Below are 22,217 nucleotides of genomic sequence, written 5' to 3'. Positions count from 1 at the left end.
CGGTCGCTGGGTATTGTACCGATGGACAGGTAACGAAATGTTTTCGATGATTACGACACTTCGGCCTGCTGCCCCAAACGCAGCACGAGTTGCATGCGATCGCGAACCCCGAGCTTGCGAAAGACGGCGCCGAGGTGTGCCTTGACGGTCCGCTCGGTGATGTCGAGATTGCGTGCGACTTCCTTGTTGCTCTTGCCACTGGCCACCGCCAGAGCGACGTCACGCTCGCGCTCGGTGAGTGCCGAGAGTTCATCGCTGGGCAAGCGGGATTCACCGCCCAGGGCCTGATACGTTGCGCCCAGCACTCGCCCCATGAGGTCGGCCGGTACCCAAATGCCTTTGTTGGCAGTCACCAGTCCCGCTTGCTCGAACAGAGCCGGCGACGCCAGGGCGTGCAGATAGCCACGAGCACCTGCCTGCAGTGCCTGAAGGGCATCGCGATCATTGGGTGCCAGGCTCATGATCACGACGATGACACCGCGTTCACTCAACGGCGCCACCAGGCTCGGCCATTGGGGTGTGTCGTCCATGATCCAGACCGCATCGCCGGACTTGGCCAGCAGCTTGGCATCGGCACCGGAGGCGAGCCGAGCCGCAGGAAAGGCTTGGCGCCAGCGAGGAAATTCGTCACGTCCGTGACTGACAAACCAGTGAGCCATCATCGTTCTCCCATGGAATCCCGCCAGGCGCGCAACACCGGCTTGAGCAAAAACTGCATCACGGTGCGTTTGCCGGTCATGATGTCGACCTCGGCCGTCATGCCGGGAATGACCTGAATGTCGCTATCCAACGATTCGCCTTCCAGGCTGCGGACTCGCACCAAATAAAAGGTGTTGTCGTTGTCGTCGGTGATGGTATCGGCGCTGATGTGGTCCAGCTCGGCCTTCAGGCCGCCATAGATGCTGTAGTCATAGGCCGTGAGCTTGATGGTGGCTGGCTGGCCGGGGCTCAGGAAGGCGATGTCCTGAGGGGCGATCCGCGCTTCGACGAGCAGCTGTTCGTCGCTGGGCACGACACTCACCACTTCCTGTCCGGGTTGAACCACCCCGCCAACGGTGTTGATCTCCAGCTTCTGCACCACGCCATCCACCGGCGAACGCAGCTCGGCCAGGCGCACACGATTCTGCAGACCGGTGCTCGACTCGTTCAGCGCATTGAGATCGCCAAGCGTCTGGGCCAGGTCGTTGCGCCAGTCGCTGCGCCGCTCGCTGCCGAGTTCGGTCAACTGGCCCTCGGCTTCTTCCACGGCCGCTTCGAGGCGACCCACGGAGGCCTCTGCCTGCTCGCGCTCACCGCGCGCCTGGGACACTTCACGCTCTAACCGCAGAACATCCACCTCAGAAACCGCACCGGAGTCGAGCAACGGCCGGGTGAGGTTCAGCTCACGGGTGGCCATGCTCAATTCACGTTGGGCGGCCTCAAACCGCGCATTGGCTTCGCGCAGCTCCTCTTCGCGCTGACGAATGCGATCGCGCAGCACGTTCTCCTGTTCGCGCAGCTCTTCGCGGCGGCTCTCGTAGACCTCACGCTCCTGAGCGACGATGTCCGGCACTTCGGCACGCAGCTCGTCATCGGGATTGAACGGCGTGTCGGTAACCAGCGCACGCAAGCGTTCGATGCGCGCACGCAGGGCCAGTGCCTGGGCACGGTTTTCCCGGAAGTCGGAAACGTAACGCGTGGGGTCGATACTAATCAGCACATCGCCCTTCTCGACCACTTGGCCTTCGCGTACGAGGATTTCCTGCACTACGCCGCCATCCAGCGACTGGATGCGCTGCAGCTGCTGCGCGGGGATGACACGGCCGGCACCACGGGTCACTTCGTCGATGGCGGCGAAGTACGACCAAGTGATCAAGGCCGCCACGGCGAGCAGGAAGACATACAGCAAGGCTCGCGCCCGGATCGGATCCTGCTGCATGCGCGCCCAGTCGGCATCACTGGCCCAGTCGCGGTTCAAGTGCGCCGCCGTCACGCGGCGGGCAAAGAGACGATCGACCAAGGGCCGAAAGGGCTTGCCCCCCACCGTGGAGAACCGCCCGATGGCTTCGAAGCCTTGCTGTTCGGCGGTTGGCTTGCGGCTCGCCATCAGTTGGCCCTCCCGATCTGTCCTTTGCGCAGGGCTTCGACGACCTTGTCGCGCGGGCCATCGGCAACGACCTTGCCACCGTCGACGACGATGATGCGATCCACCAGCGACAGCAGCGAGGTGCGGTGGGTCACCAGCAGCAGCGTCTTGCCCTCGGCATAGGTCGTCAGTTGGCTCTTGAAGGCCTCCTCGCTGGCGTTGTCCATGGAGCTGGTGGGCTCGTCGAGCAGCAGTATCTGAGGGTCGTGCACCACGGCACGTGCAATGGCCACTGCCTGGCGCTGCCCACCGGAGAGCATGCCGCCACTCTCCCCCACGGGCAGATCGACGCCATGAGGGTGACTGTTGACCAGCGATTCCAGGCCGCTCAATTTCACCGCGTGCAGCAGCGCTTCGTCCTCGACGCCATCGCTGCCACCGCCGGCGACGATGTTTTCCCGCAGGGTGCCGAAAAAGAGACTGACGTCCTGGGGTACGTAGCCGATATGGCGGCGCAGTTGCAGGGGGTCGAACTGGCGGATATCGACGTCGTCGATCATCACCGCTCCGGCGGTGGGCTGATAGAGCCCCAGCAGCAGCTTGTGCAGGGTCGATTTGCCAGAGCCGACACGCCCCAACAGTGCGACTTTTTCTCCTGCCTTGACCCTCAGCGACACATCGCGCAGCGCCTCGTTCTCGGTCTCGGGATAGCGCAACGACACTTTGTCGAAAGCGACATCGCCGCGCACCACCGGACGGCTGATGAAGTGGCTGCCATCGGGGCGCTCGACCGGCTTGTCCATTACGCCATTGAGCGACTCGAGTGCCGTCGAGGACTGATGATACTGAGCCAGCAGCGCTGCCGCCTGGCTCACCGGCGCCATGGCCCGCGAGGAGAGCAGATAGGCGGCGATGAGTCCGCCTTGGGTCAGGTTGCCTTCGATGATCTGGTAGACACCGATGATGATCACAGCGACTGCCACGGTATGCTGGGTCCACAGCGCCATGCTGGAGACGGAGGAGCTGACCAGGCGTAGTTGAGCGGCCGTCCGCGACAGGAAGGCACTGGCCTTTTCCCAGGTACCCTGGATGCGACTCTCCGCACGCAGGGCCTTGACGGTTTCCAGATGCGAGACCGACTCCACCAGGGTGGCGTTGCGTTGGGCACCCACCCGCCAGGTAGTTTCGGAGAGCTCATGCAGCTTTCCCTGAGCCGCCAGGGCGTAGAGCAGCACCACGACGATGCCCACCAACACGGGGATCACCAGCGGCGGGCCGATCAGCGCGATGATCGCGGCGAACATCAGCACGAAAGGCAGATCGACGAGGCCCACCACCGTGGCGGAACCGATGAAGGCCCGCACCGATTCGAAGGATTGCAGCGTGGCCGTGAAGGAGCCCGTGGATGCCGGCTTTGCCTCCATGCGCATCCCCAAGACCCTCGCCATGATCGACGACGACAGCTTGACGTCGGCACGGCTGGCCGCCAGATCCACGAAGGCGTTGCGCATCAGTCGCAGTGCCAGATCGACGCACAGCACGATGAAGATGCCGATGGCCAGCACCCACAGTGTCTCGGTCGCCTGATTGGGGACCACGCGGTCGTAGACGTTGAGCACGAACAGCGGCATGGCAACCGCAAAGAGGTTGATCAGCACCGAGCCGACGATGACATCGCGGTAGAGCTTGCGGTTCTCGCGAATCACGCCCCAGAACCAGTGGCGCGCACGCTGCTTCTTGACCTCCGGCCCCCGTGCATCGAAGTGGAAGCGTGGTCTGACGTAGATCGCCTGGCCGCTGTAGCTGCGCTGCAAGCCGTCGAGGCTCACTTCCGAGACGGCATCGCCCAGCTCCGGAAAGATCACCTGAGCTTTACGCGCCTTGATATCCAGCGCCACCAGCAAGCAGGCCCGACCCGGCTCCAGTAATAGCACCGCCGGGAACAAAGCCGGGTTGAGCTGTACCAGGCGACTCTTGACGATGCGCGCCGTCATACCGGCTCGCGCTGCCGCGCGCGGGAAGACGGCCGGCGTCAGCCGCCCTTCCTCGAGTGGCAAGCCGGCCACCAACGACTCGGGAGTGGCCTCGTGATCGTGCGCACGGGCCACGCTCAGCAAACACTCCAGCAGCTCGTCCTGCACTGCCGACGAACGCTCGTCACCGAGCGTTGCCTCCAGATTTTCCTGTTGGCTCACGAACACCTCTCGCCATCAGCCGGAATGCATGAAAAACACCAGCCGATGCCACCGGGCACCGGCTGGCACACCGGCTCAACCTCGCGTGGCGTAGGCGTCCTGATAGCCCAGGTCACCCAGTCTCTGCTGCACCGATTCCAGGTCGCCAGCCGAGAGTGGACCGACCAGGACGCGATGGAGTCCACCGCCACTGGCCGTCCGGGTGGGCTCATCGAGGGCGTCGGTAAGGGTGGTGCGCAATGTATCGGCGGCCTCCTGGCGAGAGAGAGCCGCTACCTGGAGGAATGTCTCGCGAGTTTCCGTCGCACTGGATTCGAAGGCGACCAGCCGCTCGCCGGACGTTTCCGTCGGCTTCGACAGCTGGGAAACGCTTGGTGATGAATCGAGATCGAAGTTCGCGGCGCTTTCTCCGCGACTCTCGAGCGTCACCTCGACCCGGCGATTCTGACGTCGCCCATCGGCACTGTCATTGCTGGCCACCGGCTGCCGAGAGCCATAGCCGCGCGTCTGGATCAGGTCGGCACTGACGCCCTGGCTTACCAGGTAGCTCGCCACGCTGTCGGCACGCCGCTGCGAGAGGGGATCGTTGATGGCATCGCTGCCCGTAGTGTCGGCATGACCGGCAATGAACACACGGGCCAGATCGTCACGCTGGCGGATCTGCTCGGCCAGTGAATCCAGCTCGTTACGGGCATCGGGCCCCAGCTCGGCACTGTTGACCGCGAACAGGGCATCGGCCGAGAGCGTAACGTCCGGCTCGCGGTCAGGCGCCGGTGCCGTGGAACCGAGCCCGCGGGTGAGGTCGTCCAGGGTGAAACCGGACGGCCCTTGCACGGGACACACCGTATCGGGATCGAGGGAGACGCCATCGCTGCCCAACTCCGCCAGGATCGGCATGTCCTCGCGCGTCACCTCGAGTGACTGCATCAGCTCACCCATGGCGGCCAGGGTCCGGGCATCGGCGATGCGGATGTCATAGAGCGCATTGACGTAAGCGCGGCTGGCTTCGAAGTATTCGTTTTCGCTGTCCAGCAGGTCGAGCAGGGTGCGCTCGCCGATGTCGAACTGCTGCTGGTAGGCGCCGCGCACGCGGTCGATGGACTGGCGGTGCTCGTTGAGATAGTCGAGCTGCTCACGCAGGCGCTGAGTGTCGTTGTAGGCGATCTGGGTGGTCTGTCGGACGTCGTGACAGGCCTTGTCGCGAAGATCCACCGACTGCTCCACACGCTCACTGGCCGCGCGATAGGAAGCCAGGTCGCTGCCGCCGTTGTACAGGTTCATGCTGGCAACCAGTTCGACCCGATGACGGTCGTAGCGGTCATCGCCGTCGAAACTGCCATCGTTGTTCTCGTAGGTGCCCGTTCTCGCCCGCAGATCGAGACGCGGCTGGAAAGCCGCCTGGGTCTGGCTCTCCTCGGCACGCTTGGCTTCGATGTTCTCGATGGCGGCATGGAAATCGGGATTGCCCTGGAACGCCAGGTCCACGGCCTCGGCCACGGAGGCGGGAATCCGCTCGTCCAGTTCGGGTGCCGGCGCGAGGTTTTCCGCCGGCAGATCGCCGACGATGCGCTGATAGCGCGCCGACACGTCGTGCAGGTTGGAGGCCTCGGTCATCAGGTTGGACTCGGCCAGTGCCAGGCGACCGTTGATCTGCTGAAGGTCGACCCCGCGGCCGGCGCCGGAACGCACGCGCTCCTCGATCTGGTCATAGACGCGCATGTGTTCGGCGTAGTTCTCTTGAGCCAGCGTGACCAGCTCGCGATAACGGCGAACGTCCAAGTATGCACGTGCCGCCTCCAGAGCGACTTCCTCACTGGCTCCCAGCAGTTCGTAGTAGCGCACCAAGCGGGCCCGGTCCAAACGCTCGACCTCGCTTTGCGTGGCGAAGCCGTCATAGATCATCTGGTTGAGGCTCAGCTCGGCGAACTGGCTATCGTAACTGCCTCGGAAATCATCCTCGCGGTCCTCACGGCCGACCCCCGCAGAGACATCGATGCTGGGCAGATAGTTGCCCCATGCCTCGCGCCGATCGTGGCCGGATGCCTGAAACTCGTTCCAGGCGGCGCGAACCTCGGGGTTGGTGGCCATGGCCTGCTGGATGACCCCCCGCAGGTCGGCGGAGCCGGGTGAAGCCATTCCCTGAGGCAGCCCCTGGGCCATGGCTGCCGCCAGCGGGAGAAGTGCCAATGTCGAACCAAGACCGACACGTGTCGCCATGCGGCCGGCCTGCTGTCCCCACGTCATGCGCTGCGTTTCTTGTGATGAAGCCATTGGTAGTCCCTGTCACCGTACGGTTGCTGTTGCTTTAGCTTTTCGAATCCACCCGTTTGCCGTCCGGCACCGCCAGCGTGCCGCCTCCGCCATTCCTCCCTCTCAGCCAATCGATAAAGCCGCGCACTTGCATCAAGGATCCGGACAGATGGGATTAGCTTAACTTTAGTCAAAAAGCTCAGGTTGATCACTGGAAAGCATTAAGCTCTGCGTATGTAACTCATCGTAACCCTATTTTGCTGAATGTCCAACACAGTCAACGCGCGTGAAAGCGAATCTATCGGCGTTCTACAATGTAAGCCATGTCTTACGCGGACCGTTCGGCCGCCTAGGATCCAGCCACGCCAGGACGATCCACCGCCCAGCCAGGTAGGTCCGCTGCCAGCATCGCGCAAACGTGCTATCGTCGCGGCAACGCCGACAGGGCCAATCGCGAAAAGGAGAGACCGCCATGTCATCTTCGGAAATTCAGAAGACGCGGGTAATCAATGAGCTACGCGACTTCATCAAGAAGCTGCTGCAAGATCCCAAGATTCTCGAACAGTCGTTGGAAATCGCCCGGCGCCATTTGGACCAGGACGCGCCCCGGGACGTCATGGCCCGCATCGCCAACGAAATTTCCGACACCACCAGCGTGCACATCCCCGAAGACCCGGATGACCACTCCGAAGCCGACAAGCTGTTCCTGGAACTGCTCAAGGAAGTGGTGAGCGAGGAACAGGCGCTGTATTGACGGCACCCCAGCATGGTCGATGCCACCACCGCGCCCGGCGACTGCCGGGCGCGCTACGTTATCGGGCCTCGCTTCGGGGCAGTGCCGCAGGTAGAAGGAAGCGAAAAGAGCGCCGAGCGAACCTCTGGTATACTGACAACCAATTGTTTTTACTAATCTTAGACAAGCGAAGCCGTGATGTACTACCTGCTCAAGCTGTTCCCGGAAATCACCATCAAGTCGCGCCCGGTACGCCAGCAAATGACTCGCTGCCTGGTCAGCAACGTCCGCAACACGCTCGCCTCTTTCGGTGAAGCCGTACGCATCAAGGGCGGTTGGGATTCCCTGCAGGTCAGCGTCAACGCCTCGCTGACCGCCGAACGACGGGACGAACTGGAAAGCATCCTGACGCGCATCCCCGGCATTCATGCCGTCCAGGTCGTCGAAGAAGTCCCCTTCACCTCCTTCGAGGATACCGGCAAACGGCTGGCAGTCATCTGGCAATCCGCCATCGCCGGCCACCGCTTCCGGGTCAGCGCCAAACGCCGGGGCAGCCACGATTTCACCTCTGCCGACCTCGAGCGCTACCTGGGCCGTATTCTGCTCGACGCCGCCCCTGACGCGCAGGTCGACTTGAACCACCCCGAGATCAACGTCCGCGTGGACGTCATCGATCAGCGCCTGCGTCTGATCCACCAGGGCTGGCCGGGGCTGGGCGGCTATCCCCTCGGCCAGCAAGGCCAGGCCCTGTGCCTGCTCTCCGGCGGCTTCGACTCCCCCGTGGCGGCCTGGAAGCTGATCCGCCGCGGGATCAAGACGCACTTCCTGTTCTTCGACATGGGTGGCCCCGCCCATGAGCGCGCGGTACGCGAGGTGGCTCACCACCTATGGGAACGGTACAGCCGCTCGCACCGGGTTCAGTTCATTCGCGTGCCCTTCGAGGGGGTCGTCGGCGAAATGCATCGCACCATTCCCGATGGGCTCATCGGCGTGGTGCTCAAGCGCATGATGGTGCGCGCCGCGGGGGACATCGCCAAGCGCGCGCGAATTCCCGTGCTCGCCACCGGCGATGCCATCGCTCAGGTCTCCAGCCAGAGTCTGACCAACCTGGCATTGATCGACGAGGTGAGCGAACTTCCCACGCTGCGCCCGCTGATCGCCGAGGACAAGCTCGACATCATCGCCACGGCACGCCGGATCGGCACCGACCGCTTCGCCGAGGGAATGCCGGAGGTGTGTGGCGCCATCTCGCGGCGACCCAACACTCAGGCACGCCGCGACAAGGTGCTTGCCGCCGAGCAGGCGTTCGACTTCGGGGTACTCGACGAGGCCGTCGCCTGTGCCGTCTCTACCCGCTCGGACCGTCTGCTGGACGATGCCAGCGTCGCCGGCAACGACGACGTACCCATCGTCGAAGGTGTCGCCGCATTGACCGACCGCAAGGCGGTCAGCGTCATCGATATCCGACCTCCCGATGAACGCGAGGCGGCACCGCTGAATCTGCCCCAGGTGGAACAGCTCGCCATCCCCTTCTACGAACTCCAGTCCCGGGCCGAGGCGCTGCCCCACGACCGCGAGTACCTCCTCTACTGCGACCAGGGGGTGATGAGCCGCATGCAGGCGTTGCACCTGGCCGACCGAGGCCTGACCCATTTCGGCGTGCTGCGCACCTGAGCGCGGCAACACTCGTCGACCGGATGCAGCGTGCAGCGAAGATGGCTACAATCGGGGCCTGTTTTCAACGGGACAAGCAGAGCCATCATGCCGAACACCACTCGCGATTCGCGCCAGATTCTGGTCACCAGCGCCCTGCCCTATGCCAACGGCGCCATTCACCTTGGCCACCTTCTGGAATACATCCAGACCGACATCTGGGTGCGCTTCCAGAAGAGCCGCGGTCACGAGTGCCACTACGTTTGCGCCGACGATGCCCACGGCACCGCCATCATGCTGCGTGCCGAGCAGGAGGGCATCACCTCCGAAGCGCTGATCGAGCGGGTGTCCCGCGAGCACCAGCAGGATTTCGCCACCTTCGGCGTGGCCTTCGACAACTACCATTCGACCCATTCCGACGAGAACCGCTACTTCAGCGAACTGATCTACACCCGTCTGCGCGATGCCAGCCACATCGCCACCCGCGACATCGAGCAGATGTACGACCCGGTGAAAGGCCTGTTCCTCGCCGACCGCTTCATCAAGGGCACCTGCCCCAAATGCCGGGCGGATGACCAGTACGGTGACAACTGCGAGGCCTGCGGCGCCACCTATACCCCGGCGGAACTGATCGACCCGGTCTCGGCCATTTCCGGCGCCACTCCCGAGGTTCGCAGTTCCACCCACTTCTTCTTCAAGCTGCCCGACTTCGCCGACTTCCTGCACGAATGGATCAACCAGGGCCACGTCCAACCGCAGATCCGCAACAAGCTGATGGAGTGGTTCGAGGCCGGCTTCAACGAGTGGGACATCTCCCGTGACGCGCCCTACTTCGGCTTCGAGATCCCCGACGCGCCGGGCAAGTACTTCTACGTCTGGCTCGATGCCCCCATTGGCTACCTCGCCAGCTTCAAGCACCTCTGCGAACGCGAAGGCATCGACTTCGACGCCTACTGGAAGCAAGACAGCGATGCCGAGGTCTACCACTTCATCGGCAAGGACATCGTCTACTTCCACGCCCTGTTCTGGCCGGCCATGCTGTTCGGTGCCGACTTCCGCACCCCCACGGCGGTGAACTGCCACGGTTTCGTTACCGTCAATGGCGCCAAGATGTCCAAGTCCCGCGGCACTTTCATCAAGGCCGCCACCTACGCCGATCACCTCAATCCGGAGTACCTGCGCTACTACTTCGCCGCCAAGCTCACTTCGAAGGTCGACGACCTGGACCTCAACCTCGAGGACTTCGCCGCCCGGGTGAACAGCGACCTGGTGGGCAAGGTGGTCAACATCGCCAGCCGCTGCGCCGGCTTCGTCAAGAAACTGGGCGGTGGCAGGCTCTCGGCCCACTGCGCCGAGCCCGATCTGGTGGCCCGCTTCATCTCCGCCGGCGACGACATCGCCGAGGAGTTCGAAGTCCGCGAGTTCGGCCGCGCCGTGCGCCGGATCATGGATCTAGCCGACGAGGCCAACACCTACATCGCCGAAGCCGAACCCTGGGTGCTGGCCAAGCAGGAAGGACGTGATCAGGAAGTGCTCGACATCTGCTCGGTCGGCATCAACCTGTTCCGCCAGCTGATGGTCTACCTGGCCCCCATCGTTCCCGCCATGGCCGAGGCTTCCCGCGAGTTTCTCAAGCTCGACTCGCTCGCCTGGGAGAGCCGCCACGAGGTGCTGCTGGATCACGAGATCGCCAAGTTCAAACCGCTGATGACCCGCGTGGAACGCGACAAGATCGATGCCATGATAGAAGCATCGAAGGAGGATCTGGTGGAAGAACAGAAGCTGAAGGAAACCCCCAAGGGCCCGCTGGCGGAAGACCCCATCGCCACGGAGGTCGCTTTCGACGACTTCGCCAAGGTCGACCTGCGCATCGCCCGCATCGCCAAGGCGGAGTACGTCGAGGGGGCCGACAAGCTGCTGAAGCTGACCCTCGACCTGGGCGGCGAAACCCGCACCGTCTTCGCCGGCATCCGCTCGGCGTATGCACCGGAGGCATTGGAGGGGCGACTCACCGTCATGGTGGCCAACCTCGCGCCGCGCAAGATGCGCTTCGGTGTCTCCGAAGGCATGGTGCTGGCAGCCGGCAACGACGACGGCATCTACCTGCTCTCGCCGGACAGCGGCGCCGAGCCCGGTCAGCGCGTGAAATGACCCAGGCCCTGCGCGACGAGGCGTTGATCGACGCCATCGACGCTCTGCTGCCACAAACGCAGTGCGGCAAATGTGGCCAGCCCGGTTGCCGCCCCTATGCCGAAGCCATCGCCGCTGGCGAGGCGATCAATCGTTGCCCGCCGGGCGGACAACGTACCGTGGAGCGGCTCGCCGAGCTGACCGACCGCCCTTCGCTGCCGCTGGCCGAACCGGCGCAGGAACCGCTGGTGGCATGGATTCGCGAAGACGAATGCATCGGCTGCACCAAATGCATTCAGGCCTGCCCGGTAGACGCGATTCTCGGTGCCGCCAAACGCATGCATACGGTCATCGCCGACGAGTGCACCGGCTGCGAGCTATGTGTGGCCCCCTGCCCGGTGGATTGTATCGACCTGCTTCCCCATCCGGCCTGGCAGGCCGCGCACAGCGATGCCGAGCGTGACGCCTATCTCGCGCGACGCGCCGAGAATGGGCGGCAGCGCTTTCAGGCACGCCAACGGCGCCTGGAGCGCGAAGCTCGCGAGAAGCGCCTCGAGCGCCAGCGACGCCTGATGCGGCAGCGCCAGCGGCCCAGTTCGGCCGGCTCGAGCCGGGCCGGGGCGGGGGCGGCCCAGCCGCGGCAGCGCCAGATGGCCGTCAAGGCCGCCGAGCAGGCCCTCAAACGAGTACGCCAGCAACTGGAGAGCGCTCAACGGCGCGCTGACAGCGAGGCAGAAGCCACCGCTATGGCCCAGTTGCCCGAAGCCGAACGGCTGCTCGCCGAGGCCAGGAAAGCGCTGGAGGAAGCCCAGCGCAGTTGAACTACCCCATACCACGAGACAGGAGTTACCGCACGGGGCCGACCCAGCGGCAGGCCTGCGAGGAGGCGCTATGAACGCCCAAAAACGCCACGAGATCTTCACGCGCCTGCGCGCCCACAATCCCCAACCCACCACCGAGCTGAACTGGTCCTCCCCGTTCGAGCTGCTGGTTGCCGTGCTGCTCTCCGCCCAGGCCACCGACGTGGGCGTCAACAAGGCCACGGCGCGCCTTTTCCCGGTGGCCAACACGCCCCAGGCGATTCTCGATCTCGGCCTGGAAGGCCTCAAGGCACACATCAAGACCATCGGGCTCTACAACACCAAGGCCGAAAACCTGCTGAAGACCTGCCGGATGCTGGTCGAGCAGCATGGCGGCGAGGTGCCGCGCACGCGGGCCGAGCTCGAGGCACTGCCCGGCGTGGGGCGCAAGACGGCCAACGTCATTCTCAACACTGCCTTCGGCGAACCCACCATTGCCGTGGATACGCACATCTTCCGCGTGTCCAACCGCACCGGCATCGCCCAGGGAAAGAACGTCAACGAGGTGGAACGGAAACTGCTGCGCTACGTACCCAGTGAGTTCCGCCGCGATGCCCACCACTGGCTCATCCTCCACGGCCGCTACACCTGCGTGGCGCGCAAACCCCGCTGTGGCAGCTGCGTGATCGAGGATTTGTGCGAGTATCAGGAGAAGACGGAGTTCTGACACCCATGCACATCCACGACCGCCCCATCTTCGAGCGCATCGACACCCTGCTGGGGCTGTCGCGGAGGCATGCCTCCACCTTCTGCAGCCCCTCGGCCAGCCTCGCCCGAGAGCGTTACCTCGCCAAGCACCCGACACGCATCCTGGTAATGAAGTGCATGGACGGACGCATCCACATTCCCCATGCCACTCGCACGCCACTGGGCATCATTACCCCCTTCCGCAACTTGGGCGGCATCTTCGACCTCGGCTGGCCCTATCTCGGTGAACTGCTGACCGACGCAGTCAGCGAGGCCATCAGCAGCGGCCACGGCACCCTGCTGATGATCACCTACCATTTCTCCCGTGGCGAACGCGCCCGGGGCTGCGCGGGCTTCGACTGCGACCGACAGGCGGCACTGGCCCACGCCCGGCACCTGCAGAATCAGGCCGACCGGCTCTTCGGCCGCGACCGACAGCACGTCTATCCGCTGGTATGCGGCTTCGAGACCGACGGCGACGCCTTGATCGTCCACGGCGCAGACGACGCGACCCTGGACATCGATCAGTTGGACGCCAGCGAGCGGACGAGCCTCCCCGGCCGACTTGCCCAGCTCTGCCCTGACATGCCCGACGATATCCGCCGCGACCTGCTGCCGCTGCTGGAAGGCAACCTGTCGCACGCTGCCGAACTGCGCGGGGGCTCGCGCGACCTGGACCTCGAACACCGCGAATGGGTGATCTGCATCGGGCGGGGTTTCGACTTCCTGCACCTGCCCAACACGGCGCTGATCATCGGCCCCTACGGCCCCGACCTGGCCGAACCCATCGGCACCGCCGCCGATATCATCGACGACAACATGCAGTCCGGCCGCATCCCCCAAGACGGTTTCATGCTGCTTGCCTCGACGCCCTACCAAACCGTTGGCGTCGACCGCGCGCGCGCCGAACTCAAATCGCATTTCCTTGCCGATTTCGCCAGCAAGGTGATCCACACGCGCCACCCCGAACTGGCGAAGCGCATGGTCTCACACACGGCCGTGGTCCACTGGCCCACGCGGTGCCTCGATCTGCTGGACGAGTCAACCGCCTGACAGCAAGGCACGATAGCGGGCGGCCAGGACCGGCCACTCCCAGGCGCTGACGTCCGGCGGTGGCGGCCGCCGTTCGGGCGCGGTCAGCCACGCTTCGAGCGTGGACTCCAGGCCTTCCCGAGTACCGTCGTAGCGATATTCGGGGCCATAGAGCTCGGGGAAGCAGAGACGGTCGGGCACCAGGGGCAATACGCCCAATTGAGCCGCCTCCATGACCGACAGTCCCTGGAACTCATGCCAGGTCGTGGAAACCACGATATCGCCGCTGGCCAGCTCTTCCCGGTAGGTGCCTTCCGGCTGTGGCCCCCAGCACACCACGCGTGCGCCCAGGCGCCGGCGAGCCTCGTCGAAAATTGCCGGACAATCGCGAAACTGCTGTCCCATCACCGCCACTTCGAAGTCGCTGCCACGTTCGGCCAGCGAGAAGAGCACGGCGAAGAAATCCTCGGGATTCTTGTCGTACTCCCAGCGATGGTTCCAGATGATGCGCCGTCCCGGTGCGCGTGCTGGCGGCGTCCGACGCAGCGGCGAAATCGGCACCGGCAGCACCTCGGCCGCTTCGGCGAGCTTGGCCAACGGTCGTGCGGCGGGCAGATTTTCCGGCATCCGGTTGAGGAAACGACGAGCCCCCGCCACGAAACTGTCACGATTGTAGGCCGTGTTGAACACCAGGCGATCGGCAGCCAGCGCAGCGTAGAGATTCACCATCAGCGCCTCGGGTTGGGGCGCCTGATGAGGCGAAAGGGGGTAGGCGAACTGGTTCTCGTGAAAATAGACCACCTTGTGGGCCTGACCCAGATGCGGATAGAGCCCACACAGCGTCGCCAGATCGACCATCGATGTCGCCAGGACGACATCGTAGTGTCGTGCCAGGGTTTCGTGGTCGCGCAGCATCCAGGTCAGCGGGTTGCCGCGAATTCGCCAGCGAAAATGGCGGGGTGGCAATTCCAGCAGGGTCCACTCGCAGTCATCCAGCCACTCGACCATGCCCTGTGCCCAGTGGCGATGGCTCACCGCCGCATAGGCCGACAGCAGCAACGCCCTCATCCGCTTCTCCCCGGGTTGTCGAAAGTCGTAAAGCCGGCCACCGCCGAAAGGCGATAGGCTGCCATGACAGCCACCGGATTGCGATACACCACATGCAAGCGATTCTGCTTCACCTGGCCATGGCGGCCGCTTTCGGCACCTTCGTCGGCTCGCTGTTTCGCCTCTCGCGAAGGCCCGGCAGCCAGCGTCCGATGCTCTTTCCTCTCGTCGGCCTGGCGGCCGGCATCGCGGGCTACGTGATCTTCTATCTGCTGTCGGTGACGACGGGCGCACCGGCCTGGCTACTGCCGCTGCTGGTGGTGCTGCAGACCTGGCTGTGGCTGGGCCCCCTCGGGCCACGTTTCGACCGGCACCGCGATTCGTGACGACGCCATGCCTGGACGGCATGGCTTTTTCGCACCCACGAGGAGGCGCGCGCTGACGCCGCACTGCCCTACCCACTGACGCTCTCCAGACACGCCGCTCCGGCTGCCTGCGCCCAAGGTCGTCTTTGCCGCCCTGAGCGCGATCACTAGACTAACGACAACAATCAATAAAGGAGATCGCCATGGCCAAGGTACTGGTGGTGGACGACGAACCCAACATCGTCTTGTCACTGGAGTTCCTGATGCAACAGGCCGGCTTCGAGGTGGTCACCGCCGAGGACGGCGAATCGGCGCTTGCCACGGTGGCCAACGGCGCACCGGACCTGATTCTGCTCGACATCAGCCTGCCCGGCATCAGCGGATTCGACGTGCTCGAACGGCTACGCGGCGACCCTCACCACCAGCGCCTACCGATCATCATGCTGACGGCACACGGTCGCGAAGTGGAGCGCGAGAAAGGGCTCGCCCTGGGCGCCGATGACTACGTCACCAAGCCCTTTTCCACCCAGGCGCTGGTCGACAAGGTCAAGGCTCTGTTGGCCGAGGACGCGTGATGTTCGGGCACAAGCTACCTCGCCGCCAGCGGCTGATCGGCCTGTGGCTGTTGCTCAGCGGCATCAGCCTGCTGGGCGGCGCCCTCTTCGCTGCCTGGCTCGACAGCCTCTTCGAGCCCCAAGGGCTCGCTCGCCTGGTACTGTGGCTGGGCTGTTTCTCCGGTGGCGGCACCATCTTCCTGTGCGGCCTGCTGCTGGAGCGCATGCTGTTCACCCCGCTACGTCACCTTCAGGTGCAGCTCGCGCGTCTCGTCGCCAATCCCGACGCCCGGGAGGACTACCCGCCCGAAGGCTGGCTGCGCGGCCTCGGTCCCGACCTGATCCGAGTGCGCGAGGCATGGCGGTCCGACCGTCAACGACTGGCCACCGCCCATGCCGAGGGGGCACGCAGCGCGGCACGCATTCGCCAGGAGCTGGAAACGCTACTGCAGGTGCTCGACACCCCGCTGCTGCTCTGCGATCACCACCGGCGCCTGCTGCTATTCAACCAGGCCGCCGAAACGCTCTTCGAAGATCATCCCGGTCTGGGGCTCGGCAAGCGACTCGACTCCCTGCTGCCAGTGGCCAGCCTGCAGGACGCGCTCGGCCAACTGCCCGAGGATGGCGCTCCACGCGAGCTGCTGACACCCTGCGGCGAGCGCTGGCTACGGGTCATTCTGCGTCGCGTGCCACACAGTGACGGTGAAACCCTGCTCACTCTGACCGATGCCACGGCGGCCTGGACCAGCGAGATGGGCGCCCGGTCCGAGCTCACCGACATGCTGCCCACGCTGCGCCGCCACGGCGCCAGCCTGGGCAGCGCCGCCGAGGTGCTGGGCCGTACCCGTCAGTCCGAACAGGACGATGACGGCCTGCGCCGTCGCCTGGAAGCGGTCATCGACGAGGAGAGTCGTGAGCTGAGCCAGACCATCGAACGCCTCGGCCGGCTCATCGAAGACATGCAACACCAGGGCGAGCGGCTCGTGCCGCTGTGGTCCAACGATCTCTGGCAGTCGCTCAACGAGCGCCTGACCGAATCGCCGCTGGAGGTCGTCCCCATCGGCATGCCGGCCTGGTTCCGGGGCGATGCCCCGGCGCTGCTGGTACTGCTCGCCTCGCTGCTCGAGCACCTGCGCACGCACGCCGACACCACCCGCTTCGAGGGAGAAATGCTGCTCGGCAACCGCCGTGTCTATCTCGACCTGGTGTGGTCCGGCACACCGCTGCCCCAACGCGAGCTGGCCGCCTGGAGCGAGGCGCGCCTGGAGAGCCTGCCGCTGTCCCCCCGCGTACGCGACCTGCTTCGCCAGCACGCCAGCGATGCCTGGAGTCTGGCCGATGCCGACGGCGAACACGCCCGTCTGCGCCTGCCGCTACCCGCAGTGGAGCGCGTCGGCGCGCCCCGTGCCAAGCTGGCGCCGCGCCCCGAGTTCCATGACTTCGGCATCGCCGACCTGCCACCTCCCGACGCCGAACTCGCCCGCCGCCCGCTGCGCGCCTTGGAAGTGGTCGCCTTCGACACCGAGACCACCGGTCTCGAGCTGCGTCGCGGCGACACCGTCATCAGTATCGGTGCCTGTCGCATCGTCAATGCGCGGCTGCTGGCCAGTGACGTCTTCGACCTGCGCGTCGACCCGGGCAAGCCGATTCCGCCGGCCAGTACCGCCATTCACGGCATCACCGATGCCGACGTCAGCGGCGCCCCGCCGCTGTCGGTGGCCCTGCCGCGCTTTCGCGACTATATCGGCGATGCCGTGATCCTGGCCCACAATGCGGCCTTCGACCTGCTGGCCCTGCAGCTTCCCGGCAGCAGTACCATGCTGGACATGCCCGTACTCGACACCCTGCTCATCTCGCGTGCCCTGGATGAAAGCCTGGACGGTCACGACCTCGACAGCCTGGCCGAGCGCTATGACCTTAGCTTTCCTCCCGGCACGCGCCACACGGCACTCGGCGACGCCCGGGTCACTGCCGAGCTGTGGCTGGCACTGCTGCCGCGCCTGGAAGCACGCGGCATCGAGACTCTCGAGCAGGCCCTGGCGCTGCAAGCCAGCGCCTTCGACAGGGAGGACGCCTGCACATGAACGATGTGAGCCGCCGCGCCCGCCTCATTGCCTTGACGACACTCGCCGCCCTGCTCTTCTCGCCCCCGCTGGTGGTCATTTTCGACACCGGCTCGAGCGGCGATGGCCCTTCCTGGCTGCCGCTTTACCTCTTCCTCGCCTGGGCCCTGGTGATCGGCCTCGCTGCCTGGCTGATGGAACGGCGCGAGGAGGAGCGCTAGTCCGATGCGCAGCGATCCGGTAGTCCTGACGGTCGCCTTCGGCTATCTCGCCCTGCTCTTCGTGATCGCTGCATGGGGCGACCGGCGAGCCGAACAGAACCGCTCGCTGATCGGCTCGCCCACCGTCTATGCGCTATCCATCGCCGTGTACTGCACGGCCTGGACCTTCTACGGCAGCGTGGGTCGCGCCGCCGAATTCGGCCCCAGCTTTCTGCTCATCTACCTTGGGCCCACCCTGGCGATGCTCATGGGTCCACTGATGATCCGTAAGATGGTGCGCATCGCCAGCTCGCAACGCATCACCTCCATCGCCGATTTCATCAGTGCCCGCTACGGCAAGAGCTCGAGCCTCGGCGCCCTGGTGGCGCTGATTGCATTGATCGGCATCACGCCCTACATCGCCCTGCAGCTCAAAGCCATTACCCTGAGCCATGCAGTGCTGGTCAACTACCCCGAGGCAGCCGATTTCCGCCTGGCCGAGGAGAGTTTCTGGACGGACAAGTCGTTCTGGGTGGCGCTGGTACTGGCCGTGTTCATCATCCTGTTCGGCACGCGCCATCTGGACGCCAGCGAACGCCACGAAGGCATGGTGGCGGCCATCGCTTTCGAGTCGCTGGTCAAACTGGTGGCGTTTCTCAGCATCGGCGTCTTCGTGGTGTTCGGACTCTTCCAGGGGCCGGGCGACCTGTTCGCTCAGGTCGCTGCCGACCCCGAGCTGAGCGGTGCCCTAGGGCTGGGCGCCGTGCCGGGAGGCGCTACCGGGTGGTTCGGCACGCTGGCGCTAGCCTTCCTCGCCTTCATCGCCTTGCCGCGTCAGTTCCAGGTGCTGGTCGTGGAAAACGTCGACGAGCGGCATCTCAAGCGCGCCAGCTGGCTCTTCCCGCTCTACCTGCTGGCCATCAACCTGTTCGTGATCCCCATCGCCATGGCCGGGCTGCTGCTGCCCAGCGGCAACAGCGATCCGGACAGCTTCGTTCTCACCCTGCCGCTGGCAGCGGGGCTCGACGGCATCCCGCTGCTGGTGTTCATCGGCGGTCTATCGGCAGCCACCAGCATGGTGATCGTCGAGACCATCGCGCTCTCCACCATGGTCAGCAACCAGTTGGTCATGCCGTTGCTGCTGCGCTCACGCCACCTGCACCTCAGCTCTCAGGGCGAGCTGGCCGGCTGGCTGCTGGGCATTCGCCGCGTGGCCATCGTGCTGATCCTGCTGCTCGGCTACCTCTACCATGCACTGATCGGCGACTCCTACAGCCTGGTCACCATCGGCCTGGTCTCTTTCGCCGCCGCCGCCCAGTTCGCTCCGGCGATGTTGATCGGTCTGTACTGGCGCGGCGCCAACCGCATCGGGGCAAGCCTAGGCTTGATTGCCGGCTTCCTGGTATGGGCCTACACGCTGCTACTGCCCGGTTTCGCCCAGTCGGGCTGGCTGGACGACGCCTTCTTGCACGAGGGTCTGTGGGGGCTCGCCTGGCTCAAGCCCTACGCCCTGTTCGGACTGGAGGGCTGGGACATCTACGCCCACTCGCTACTATGGAGCCTGACCGCCAACGTCGGGCTGCTGGTGGGAGTCTCCCTGTTCACGCGTCAGAGCCCGCTGGAACAGACCCAGGCCGCCCTGTTCACCGAAGCCATGAACCCCGGGCTCGAGCACACCTCGCTATGGCGCGGCCAGACCACCCGCGGAGAGCTGAGAAGCCTGCTGGGCCGCTACCTGGGCGCCAACGCCACTGCGCGCACACTGGACACTCCCGGCGAGCGCCAACGCGACGACGACGAACCCGCCCCGCCGGCACTGATCGCGCGTGCCGAGCAGGCGCTTTCCGGAGCGCTGGGCAACGCCTCGGCACGGGTGCTGATCAATTCCGTCGTGCGCGGCGAGGCGCTGGACCTGGAGTCGATCCTGAGCATTCTCGACACCACGTCGCAGACGCTGGAGTACAACCGCCAGTTGGAGCAGAAATCCCGCGAACTGGCGCGTATCGGCGAGGAGCTGCGCGCCGCCAACGAGCGGCTGCGCGAATTGGACCGGCTCAAGGACGAATTCGTGGCCATGGTCAGCCATGAGCTGCGCACCCCGCTCACCTCGATCCGTGCCTTCGCCGAGATCCTGCGCGACAGCGAGTCGTTGCCCGACGAGAAACGCGTGCATTTCCTCGACGTGGTGGTCAAGGAGAGTCAACGGCTGTCGCGCCTGATCGAAGAGATCCTCGACCTGGCCCGCCTGGAGAGCGGCAGGTTGACGCTCGACCCTCGGCCGCTCGACCTGGTCGAGCTCGTCCGCCACAGCATCGACGCGGTGCACCGGCTTCAGGAGGATCGCGGCGTAGCTCTGGAGGTCGACATCGAGCCCGACCAGGCCATGGTGATCGGCGACCCCGACCGCCTCGAACAGGTGATCATCAACCTGCTCGACAATGCCGGCAAATTCGCCGATGACGACGCACCACGGGTACGCCTGCACCTAGCACCCTACAAGTCGCACTATCGCCTCAGCGTCGAGGACAACGGCCCCGGCATCGCGCCGGATGAGCGCGAACGCGTGTTCGAGAAGTTCCACCAGATCCAGCGGCACGACGACGGTGCCGACCAGGTACGTGGACGCCCGCGCGGCAGTGGCCTGGGCCTGCCCATCAGCCGGGGCATCGTCGCCCATCTGGGCGGCCGGCTGTGGGTCGAGGATGCCCCCACCCTCGGGGGAGCGTGCCTGGTGATGGAGCTACCCAGCTCACCGCGCTGATCGCCCGCTCAGTGACACGCTACCGACGACCGACCTGACGGACGAAACGCCGTATCGTGTGCAGATCATGGCGCAGCAGAAGGCGTTCGTCCGCTTCCAGCTGCGCCTGGTCGACCCAACCATCAGCTCCGCCACCAGCTGCCAGACTACGTCGCTGGGCCGCCAGCAACCGCGCCTGCAGCCGCTCCAGCGCCGCCCCCAGGCCATACGCCTCACGGCTATCCAGCGCCCCTTTGGCCACCAGGGAGGCCAACCGCCGACGGGTATCCGGCGGACGCACGCCATGACGCAGCGCCAGTAACCGCACGCCCCCCACCAGCGGCAACACCCCCTGATGCTTGAGATTCACGGCGCGGTCATGGGGAGCGCCATCTCCACCGCCGGCAACCCGCCCGAAACGATCCAGCGCCACTGGCGATTCATCGAGCAGTGCCGCCATCTCGTCGAGGAAGAGCCCCGCCTTCGGCAGCCGCTCCGCCACGCAGTCGCGCAGCGACTCGGCCAGTGAGACGTCGCCGTGGACCGGATGGAAGTCAAGCAGGATGTTGGCCTGCTGCACCCGCTTCACTCGCCGCTCGGCCGTCCAGATCGACAGCTGCTCGCACCATTCGGAGAGCCGCTTGCGCCACATCGGCCAGCGCGCCATGACATGGCCGTTGCAGAGTGGAATACCGGCTTCGTCCAGGCGCGCCGTGAATCGCTCACCAAGATTCTGGAAATAGCCGTCGATCGCGGTGTGCTGAGCATCCGGGTAGTCGTCGACGATCATGGCGTTGTCCTGGTCCGGCCCGAGCAGGCTCTCATGGCGGGCGCCGGAGCCCAGCGTGAGTACGCAGTAGGCCACCGGGGGCGCACCCCAGCCCTGGCCGGCCATCTCGTCGAGGGAGAGTTCGATGGCCCGTCGATAGAGCCAATCGTTGTGGTCGCTGATCAGTTGGCTGATACGCCCCGCGGGCAGATCGAGGCGGCCCAGGGCTTCGACCAGCCGCCCCTGCCAGGCGTGCGCGGCAGCGAGGCTTGGCGTTGGGCCGAGCTCCGCCAGGGCCGAACTCAGCGGCGCCAGCAGATCGGGGAGCCGCCGAGGGTCGGGCAGCGTATCGGCGGCGAAGAGGTCACGCCACGGGGAGGCTCGGTGCAGCAGGCGCATGGACACTTCCGCTCATCGCGTCAATCGGCAATGACCGAAGTGTAGCGAGAGCGCCACCCGACAGCACTTGGGCGAAAGGCGCAGGAAAACGAGCAACGACCGATCCCGGACCTCCATCGCATCTCGCTGCCATTGCCTGAAGGGGCTCAGCGCGGCTCGAACATCTCGTCGCCAACCTGATCGATGTAAATCTGCGCCTTGCGTACCATCAGGTCATCGCAGGCCTCGCGACCGGGTACCAGGTCGGAACGCTCGAAGCGGTGCTCGAGGGTCTCGCCATCGGCCCCGGGCTTGCGTATCCAGCCGCTGACGCGGAACTGCCCACCCTGTTCCGCCGGCTCGGAGATGATCTGGTAGCCGTGATACTCCACCGGCTCGGCAGTCGCCGTACTCCCCGACGCATCTCCACCGCTACCGAACAGACCACCCAACAGTTTCTTCAGCATATGACCTCCCAAGACAAGCGCGCCGGCCC

At 65.2% G+C, this 22,217-nt stretch carries 18 protein-coding genes; 11 read left to right on the top strand and 7 right to left on the bottom strand.

Annotated features, from left to right (window positions below; translation table 11 throughout):
- Nucleotides 1–50: 50 nt before the first annotated feature.
- The 4 genes from GFD32_RS05785 to GFD32_RS05770 form a co-directional block, all read right to left on the bottom strand.
- Nucleotides 51–659 (bottom strand): response regulator transcription factor, encoded by a 609-nt coding sequence (locus GFD32_RS05785; protein WP_240455557.1) that lies wholly within the window; start codon nucleotides 657–659, stop codon nucleotides 51–53.
- Entirely contained in the window at nucleotides 659–2,086 is a 1,428-nt protein-coding gene (locus GFD32_RS05780; RefSeq protein WP_163575617.1) for an HlyD family type I secretion periplasmic adaptor subunit, read from the bottom strand. Before GFD32_RS05780 ends, GFD32_RS05785 begins: the two co-directional genes overlap by 1 nt.
- The gene (locus GFD32_RS05775; RefSeq protein ID WP_163575616.1) at nucleotides 2,086–4,260 is read right to left on the bottom strand and encodes a type I secretion system permease/ATPase; all 2,175 of its coding nucleotides are present in this window, start codon (nucleotides 4,258–4,260) and stop codon (nucleotides 2,086–2,088) included. Before GFD32_RS05775 ends, GFD32_RS05780 begins: the two co-directional genes overlap by 1 nt.
- 75 nt (nucleotides 4,261–4,335) lie before the next feature.
- The gene (locus GFD32_RS05770) at nucleotides 4,336–6,504 is read right to left on the bottom strand and encodes a TolC family outer membrane protein (protein WP_163575615.1); all 2,169 of its coding nucleotides are present in this window, start codon (nucleotides 6,502–6,504) and stop codon (nucleotides 4,336–4,338) included.
- A gap of 478 nt (nucleotides 6,505–6,982) precedes the next feature.
- On the opposite strand from GFD32_RS05770, the gene GFD32_RS05765 reads away from it, so the two are divergent.
- The 6 genes from GFD32_RS05765 to GFD32_RS05740 all read left to right on the top strand — a co-directional run bounded on the left by GFD32_RS05765 (nucleotide 6,983) and on the right by GFD32_RS05740 (nucleotide 13,626).
- Nucleotides 6,983–7,264, top strand: coding sequence for a hypothetical protein (locus GFD32_RS05765; protein WP_163575614.1), 282 nt, complete (start codon nucleotides 6,983–6,985; stop codon nucleotides 7,262–7,264).
- Nucleotides 7,265–7,441: 177 nt separating this feature from the next.
- A complete protein-coding gene (gene thiI / locus GFD32_RS05760; RefSeq protein WP_163575613.1) occupies nucleotides 7,442–8,917 on the top strand; it encodes a tRNA uracil 4-sulfurtransferase ThiI in 1,476 nt (491 codons plus the stop codon).
- Between the two features lie 87 nt (nucleotides 8,918–9,004).
- Nucleotides 9,005–11,047: a methionine--tRNA ligase gene (gene metG / locus GFD32_RS05755; protein ID WP_163575612.1), complete on the top strand. Its 2,043-nt coding sequence runs from the start codon at nucleotides 9,005–9,007 to the stop codon at nucleotides 11,045–11,047.
- Nucleotides 11,044–11,847, top strand: coding sequence for an electron transport complex subunit RsxB (gene rsxB / locus GFD32_RS05750; protein WP_163575611.1), 804 nt, complete (start codon nucleotides 11,044–11,046; stop codon nucleotides 11,845–11,847). Before metG ends, rsxB begins: the two co-directional genes overlap by 4 nt.
- A 70-nt stretch (nucleotides 11,848–11,917) precedes the next feature.
- Nucleotides 11,918–12,553: an endonuclease III gene (nth, locus tag GFD32_RS05745; protein ID WP_163575610.1), complete on the top strand. Its 636-nt coding sequence runs from the start codon at nucleotides 11,918–11,920 to the stop codon at nucleotides 12,551–12,553.
- Between the two features lie 5 nt (nucleotides 12,554–12,558).
- Nucleotides 12,559–13,626 (top strand): hypothetical protein, encoded by a 1,068-nt coding sequence (locus GFD32_RS05740; protein WP_163575609.1) that lies wholly within the window; start codon nucleotides 12,559–12,561, stop codon nucleotides 13,624–13,626.
- Here GFD32_RS05740 and GFD32_RS05735 read toward each other — a convergent pair.
- Nucleotides 13,615–14,673 carry a tRNA-queuosine alpha-mannosyltransferase domain-containing protein gene (locus GFD32_RS05735; protein WP_163575608.1) on the bottom strand — a complete coding sequence of 353 codons (1,059 nt, stop codon included), beginning with the start codon at nucleotides 14,671–14,673 and terminating at the stop codon, nucleotides 13,615–13,617. The two genes, GFD32_RS05740 and GFD32_RS05735, sit on opposite strands and share 12 nt — an antisense overlap.
- Before the next feature lie 92 nt (nucleotides 14,674–14,765).
- Here GFD32_RS05735 and GFD32_RS05730 point away from each other — a divergent pair, with 92 nt between their 5' ends.
- The 5 genes from GFD32_RS05730 to GFD32_RS05710 all read left to right on the top strand — a co-directional run bounded on the left by GFD32_RS05730 (nucleotide 14,766) and on the right by GFD32_RS05710 (nucleotide 20,595).
- Nucleotides 14,766–15,038, top strand: coding sequence for a hypothetical protein (locus GFD32_RS05730; protein ID WP_163575607.1), 273 nt, complete (start codon nucleotides 14,766–14,768; stop codon nucleotides 15,036–15,038).
- Between the two features lie 182 nt (nucleotides 15,039–15,220).
- Nucleotides 15,221–15,592 carry a response regulator transcription factor gene (locus GFD32_RS05725; protein WP_163575606.1) on the top strand — a complete coding sequence of 124 codons (372 nt, stop codon included), beginning with the start codon at nucleotides 15,221–15,223 and terminating at the stop codon, nucleotides 15,590–15,592.
- On the top strand, nucleotides 15,592–17,655 hold the full coding sequence (locus GFD32_RS05720; RefSeq protein WP_163575605.1) for a 3'-5' exonuclease: 2,064 nt from the start codon (nucleotides 15,592–15,594) through the stop codon (nucleotides 17,653–17,655). Before GFD32_RS05725 ends, GFD32_RS05720 begins: the two co-directional genes overlap by 1 nt.
- Nucleotides 17,652–17,855 (top strand): hypothetical protein, encoded by a 204-nt coding sequence (locus GFD32_RS05715; RefSeq protein ID WP_163575604.1) that lies wholly within the window; start codon nucleotides 17,652–17,654, stop codon nucleotides 17,853–17,855. Before GFD32_RS05720 ends, GFD32_RS05715 begins: the two co-directional genes overlap by 4 nt.
- A gap of 4 nt (nucleotides 17,856–17,859) precedes the next feature.
- Nucleotides 17,860–20,595 (top strand): sensor histidine kinase, encoded by a 2,736-nt coding sequence (locus tag GFD32_RS05710; protein ID WP_163575603.1) that lies wholly within the window; start codon nucleotides 17,860–17,862, stop codon nucleotides 20,593–20,595.
- A 19-nt stretch (nucleotides 20,596–20,614) separates the two neighbouring features.
- Here GFD32_RS05710 and GFD32_RS05705 read toward each other — a convergent pair whose 3' ends face one another.
- Nucleotides 20,615–21,742 carry a DUF294 nucleotidyltransferase-like domain-containing protein gene (locus tag GFD32_RS05705; RefSeq protein ID WP_163575602.1) on the bottom strand — a complete coding sequence of 376 codons (1,128 nt, stop codon included), beginning with the start codon at nucleotides 21,740–21,742 and terminating at the stop codon, nucleotides 20,615–20,617.
- Between the two features lie 146 nt (nucleotides 21,743–21,888).
- Complete coding sequence (locus GFD32_RS05700) at nucleotides 21,889–22,188, bottom strand: HlyU family transcriptional regulator (RefSeq protein WP_163575601.1); 300 nt, start codon at nucleotides 22,186–22,188, stop codon at nucleotides 21,889–21,891.
- Between the last annotated feature and the right edge of the window lie 29 nt (nucleotides 22,189–22,217).

The organism is Halomonas faecis (assembly GCF_010993975.1).
Lineage (GTDB): Bacteria > Pseudomonadota > Gammaproteobacteria > Pseudomonadales > Halomonadaceae > Halomonas > Halomonas faecis.
This window is presented reverse-complemented; position numbering and strand designations above follow the sequence as displayed.